This window comes from Aurantiacibacter xanthus, from assembly GCF_003584015.1.
Taxonomy (GTDB): Bacteria; Pseudomonadota; Alphaproteobacteria; order Sphingomonadales; family Sphingomonadaceae; genus Alteraurantiacibacter; species Alteraurantiacibacter xanthus.
The window spans coordinates 1-5,843 of record NZ_QXFM01000132.1 but is presented as its reverse complement, the minus strand read 5'-3'; the positions used below and the strand labels follow the sequence as shown (position 1 = coordinate 5,843).

Here is a 5,843-nt window from a genome sequence, read left to right as displayed (position 1 = left end):
CATGTCTGGATCACCAAGAACGAGGCGCTGCTCGAAGATGCACGCCGCGACTGGGAAGCGCTTGGAGGGCTGCCGCTCGATCTCCAGCCGCTCTCGCGCTGGAAGCTCGGCCACCCTGTAACGATGTCCGAAGGCATCCTCTTTGTCACCTATCCGACGCTGCGCTCGGGCCGCGCCGAGGATACGCGGCTTGATCAGATCCTTGCCTGGGCGGGCGAGGATTTCGACGGCGTGATCGCCTTTGACGAAGCCCACGCGATGGCCAATGCGCTCGGGGGCTCTTCAACCCGCGGCAAGGTCAAGGGCTCCGAACAGGGCATGGCGGGGCTCAGGTTGCAGAACCATCTCCCGCGCGCCCGGGTGCTCTACGCGTCTGCCACTGGCGCTTCGGATATCGCCAATCTGGGATATACTTCCCGGCTTGGCCTCTGGGGACCCGAGACCGCTTTCCCGACCCACGAGGCGTTCATGACCGAGATCCGCGCTGGCGGCGTCGCGGCGATGGAGCTCGTCGCCCGCGACCTCAAGGCCCAGGGCCTCTATCTTGCTCGTGCGTTGTCCTTCGCCGGGGTTGAGTATGAGATCCTCGAACACAGCCTGACCGAAGCGCAGGTCAAAATCTATGACGCCTACGCCGATGCCTGGGCGATCATTCACCGCAACTTGGAAGCTGCGCTCGAAGCAACCCGCGTGGTCGACGAGGACAGCGGCGATACGCTCAATCGCAACGCCAGGGCTGCGGCGCTGTCGATCTTCGAAGGCACCAAGCAGCGCTTCTTTGCCCAGCTTCTGCTTTCGATGAAACTGCCCAACCTGATCCCCGCGATGGAAGCGGCGCTTGGCGAAGACCATTCGGTTGTCGTGCAGCTGGTCTCGACTTCCGAGGCCATGCTCGACCGGCGCCTTGCCGACCTTAGCGTGGAAGAACGCGAAGCGCTCGATATCGATCTCTCACCGCGTGAATACGTCATCGACTACCTTACGAAGGGCTTCCCGGTACGATTGATGCAGGTCTTCGCCGACGAGGACGGCAATCTTCGCTCCGAGGCAATGAGCGACGGAGAGGGCAATCCCGTTTTCTGCTCGCGTGCCCTTGCCGCGCGCGATGCGCTGATCGAACAGCTCTGCGCACTGCCGCCCATCGCTACCGCGCTCGACGCGATCATCGAGCGCTTCGGGACCGAGGCGGTGGCCGAGGTGACGGGCCGCACCCGCAGGCTGATCCTGGGCCGTGACGGCCAGCAGCGGCTCGAACGGCGAAGCCCGAGCGCAAATGTCGCCGAAGCGCAAAGCTTCATGGAAGGGACCAAGCGCATCCTCGTCTTCTCGGATGCGGGCGGCACGGGGCGTTCCTATCATGCCGACCTCGGCTGTCGGAATCAGCAACGCCGGGTTCACTTCCTGCTTGAACCGGGATGGCGCGCCGACAACGCCATCCAGGGTCTCGGTCGCACGAACCGCACCAACCAGGCCTCGGCCCCGCTGTTCCGGCCGGTAACCACCGACGTGAAGGGCGAACGCCGCTTCATCTCGACCATTGCGCGAAGGCTCGATGCCTTGGGCGCGCTGACGCGCGGCCAGCGCCAGACGGGCGGTCAAAACCTGTTCGACCCGGCCGACAATCTCGAAAGCGACTATGCGCGCGATGCGCTCAGCCGCTGGTTCCAGCTGCTCTATGAGGGCAAGCTCGAAGCCACCAACTTCGGTAACTTCGTCGAACGTACCGGCCTCCGGCTTGAAAACCCCGATGGCGGGCTGACCGACAATCTCCCCACGATCCAGCGCTGGCTCAATCGCATTCTTGCGCTGCCGATCGCGCTGCAGAACGCAATCTTCGACGAATATCTCGGACTGGTAGAGGCGCGGATCGAAGCCGCGCGCGAAGCCGGAACGCTCGACCAGGGTCTTGAGACCGTCAGCGTCGATCGTTTCACGGTCCTGGCAGATGAACTCCTGCGCACCGATCCCGTGACCGGTGCCGAGACCCGCCTCGTCTCGCTCGAAGTGACGAGGCACCTTCGGCCTTTGCGATTGCAGCGACTGGTGCGGATGCACGAGATCGGCAGCAAGTACGCGATCCCGATGCGCAATGCGCGCTCGGGCAAGGTCGCGCTCTCGGTTCCTGCCCGGCGCCTCATCGCTGACGACGGGGCCGTGATCGAACGCCGACGCTTGCTTCGACCGCTCAAGTCCGCGAACTGGACGCTTGAGGCGCTCGGTGAAAGCCACTGGGAAGAAATTGGCGTCACCGCGTTCACCAGCGCCTGGCGGGCCGAGGAAGAGGAGGCCGCCGCTTCACCGATGACCGAGCGCGTCCATCTCGCCACCGGGCTGCTGCTGCCGGTCTGGAAGCGCCTGCCCGGCGATCATGTCCGCGTCACCCGGCTCGTTGCCGAGGACGGTCAGTCGATCATCGGCCGCGAAGTGCTCGATATCGATCTCGCCGCGATCGCCGAGACCTTTGGCCTCTCCGGAGTTGCCGGACCAGCGGCTGAGCAGATCGGCGACCTCGTCATCGCCAGCGGCAAACCGCTGGGCCTTGCAAGCCACGATCCACTTACCGTGAAGCGCTCGCTGGTAGGCGGCGAACAGCGCCTCGAACTGACCGGGTTCTCGCCCGATCGGCTCGACTGGTACAAGGGCAAGGGCTGCTTCACCGAGATCATCCGCTACCGCACACGGCTGTTCGTCCCGGTGTCGAGAGCCTCATCGGTCCTCCCCGCGCTTGCCGCCTGATCCCTCGGGCAGGCCCCAATCACACAATGAGAGTGGAGGGAGCCCTTTGGGCATGTGGGCCTCGTGATCCTCGCGTGCGCCTTCATTCCATCAGGAGAACACCCATGATTCAGTCGATCCCCCTGAAGAAGCTCGTTCCGAGCCCGCGCAACGTTCGCAAGTCGAGCGATGTCCTCGCCGACCTCCAGCTGCGGGCAGACATTGCTGCGCGCGGCCTGCTGCAGAACCTCGTCGTGCGTAAAGGAAAGCGCGGCAAGTTCGAGGTCGAGGCCGGCGGTCGCCGGCTCGCCGCACTGCAGGCGCTGGCCGAAGAGGGCACCTTGCATGAAAACCACGAGGTCACTTGCCTCGTCATCGAAGGCGAGGAAAGCGAAGTGCGTGAAGCGAGCCTTGCCGAGAACTTCCAGCGTCTCGCGATGAATCCGGCCGACGAGGCGCAGGCCTTCGCATCGATCATCGACGCAGGTGCCACGGTTGAAGACGTGGCGCGCCGCTTCGGCCTCACTGTCCGTTTCGTCGAAGGGCGCCTGCGTTTGGCAAGTCTGGCACCCTGCGTCTTCGAAGCACTCGCCGAGGGCACGATCACGCTCGACATGGCCAAGGCCTATGGCGCGATTTCGGACGTCGAGCGCCAGGCGCATGTCTATGCCGAGCTGCAGGACGCCTGGTACCAAATCACGCCCGACACGATCCGGCGCATGGTGCTCGACGCAACCGTTCGTGGCTCCGATCCGCGAGCGGTTCTCGTCGGACGCGATGCCTACCTGACTGCGGGTGGCCGGATCGAGCGCGAACTGTTCGACGATGATGCCAGCGAAAGCTGGATCGATGTCGCGCTGCTCGAAGACCTCGCACACAAGGCCATGGAAGAAGCCGCAGAAAAGGTCGCGATCGAATATGGCCTTGCCTGGGTTCGGCCGACCCTTGGCACCTATGTCAGCCACGACCTTGTCGAAGGTATGAGCCGCTTGCCTTGCGAACCTGCACCGATGACCGAGCAGGAAGCGCAGGAGCTCGGCGAGCTCGAGGCCGACTACGACCGCGTCGCCGCCGTGCTCGAAGACGAGGATAGCGACGAGGACGAGGTAGCCAAGGCCGAACGGGAACTCGTCGTCATCGACCGCGCCATGCGCGCGCTCAATGACCGGCCGCCGGTACTCGCCGACGAACTGAAATCCAAGGCTGGCGCATTCCTCGTCCTCTCGCGCAATGGCGAGCCGACATTGGTCCCGCAGTACTACACCGAGACCGAAGTTTTTGCTGACGAAGGCGTGGTCGAGGCCATCGAAGAGAGCGGTGCGGCTAAGCCCAAGGGGAGCTCGCTTTCCCAGCGCCTGCTCGACGAACTCGCAATGCAGCGCCGCGACATCCTGGCAATCCATCTCGCCAACGACCCGGCACTGGCGCTCGACTTCATGGTCTTCACGCTCGCCGATGCCGATGGGCACGACTGGCGCGCCAAGAAAGCGTCGACCCTCGTTGGCTCGGTCGCGTCCGGGCCTGTCACCGGGTTCGAGGCCAAGGACGCACCGGCAAGTGCTGCTCTGGCCGAGTTCGCCGGCTCGCTCGATGAAAGCTGGCGCGCTGGGACAAGCGATGTCGAGCGGTTCGCTAACTTCCGGGCGCTTTCCGACGAGGCGCGCTCGGCCTGGCTTGGTCATGTCGTCTCGCGCACTCTGATTGCCAGCCTCGCTTGTGAAGGCGAGCGCTCGGTGCCGATGCATGAGACGCTCGGCTCGCTCCTCGACATCGAGACTGCGCATTGGTGGCGTCCCACAGCGGCCAACTACTTCGACCGCGTGGCCAAGGCCCGCACGCTCGAAGCACTCGATGCCGCTGGTGGTCCCGAACTGGTCAGTCGCTATGCCGGATCGAAGAAGGCCGAACTGGCGAGCGCTGCTGAACGCATCTTCTCGGGCAATTTCATCGGCGAAGCTGAGGTCAAGGAACGGGCGCAGGCTTGGGTTCCGGCGATCATGCGGTTCACTGATGCTGACGTTCCAGCCGAAATGGAGGAAGCTGCGTCTGACGAAACGGTCAGCGGCGAGGTGACCGACGAGATTGCCGAGCAGGCTGCCTGACCCCTCCTGACAGGTCCAGGTCACTCGGCGGGCGGTCCGTCCCTCTCGGGACGGGCCGCCCTTTCGCGTTTTCGCTGAATGTCGGCTGCTTCAGAGGCGGAGAGGGGAGGGAGCTTTGCTGTTCCTGAGCCGGGGCATGTCCGTCCCGGCGATCAGGAGAATTCCAATGACCAAGTCCCGCCGCGCGGCTTCAGCTTCGCCAGCCCAGCGCATCACCGCCGCCATCATCGAACAGCTCGAGCAAGGGACAAAGCCCTGGGTCAAGCCATGGCGCGGTGTGCCGGTCTCGCGGCCCCTTCGTTCTTGCGGTACGCCCTATCGCGGCATGAACACCTTCTGGCTGTGGATGGTGGCCGATGGCTGCGGCTACGCCTCGCCCTACTGGATGACCTACCGCCAGTGTCAGGCGCTCGGCGGACAGGTCCGCAAAGGTGAGAAATCGACCATCGCGATTTTCTACAAGAGCTACACCAAGGAGGTCGAGAACGCTGAAGGCGAGGCCGACATTGAAAACCGGCGCGTGCTGAAGGCCTATGCCGTGTTCAACGCTGACCAGTGCGACGGCCTCCCTGCATTCTACCATCCCAAGCCGCTGGTTGCCGCACTTGAGCCCGAAGGACGCGAAGACCGCCTTGATGCCTTCTTTGCCCATATTGGCGCCGACCTTCGCCACCATGGCGCGCAGGCCTATTACGAGCCGCTGCGTGACCGCGTTACCCTGCCGCCAGCCGAACTTTTCGAAGCCTACGACTCCTACTATGCGACGCTCGCGCACGAGCTGTCGCACTGGACGGGGCATTGCTCGCGACTCGATCGCGATCTCAAGAACCGCTTTGGCAGCGATGCCTATGCTGCCGAGGAACTCATCGCCGAGCTGTCCTCAGCCATACTTGGGGCAGAACTCGGTCTTCCGGTCACCCACCTCGACCATCACGCCAGCTACATCGCGTCCTGGCTCAAGATCCTCAAATCGGACGAGCGCGCGATCCTGACCGCTGCGGCCAAGGCCGAGGAAGCGGCCAGCCT

General features: G+C 64.1%; 3 protein-coding genes. All 3 read left to right on the top strand.

Going from position 1 to position 5,843, the window contains the following annotated elements:
* Positions 1–2,736, top strand: a 2,736-nt coding sequence (locus tag D2V17_RS16550; protein WP_191229248.1) for a strawberry notch family protein, incomplete at its 5' end; no start/stop codon positions are given.
* A gap of 104 nt (positions 2,737–2,840) precedes the next feature.
* On the top strand, positions 2,841–4,817 hold the full coding sequence (locus D2V17_RS16545) for a ParB/RepB/Spo0J family partition protein (protein WP_119594033.1): 1,977 nt from the start codon (positions 2,841–2,843) through the stop codon (positions 4,815–4,817).
* Positions 4,818–4,983: 166 nt separating this feature from the next.
* A partial coding sequence (locus D2V17_RS16540) for an ArdC family protein (protein ID WP_119594031.1) occupies positions 4,984–5,843 on the top strand: 860 nt, incomplete at its 3' end.

Excerpts from the sequence above, each read along its gene's own strand:
- D2V17_RS16545 (WP_119594033.1), top strand. The coding sequence starts at position 2,841 with ATGATTCAGTCGATCCCCCTGAAGAAGCTCGTTCCGAGCCCGCGCAAC.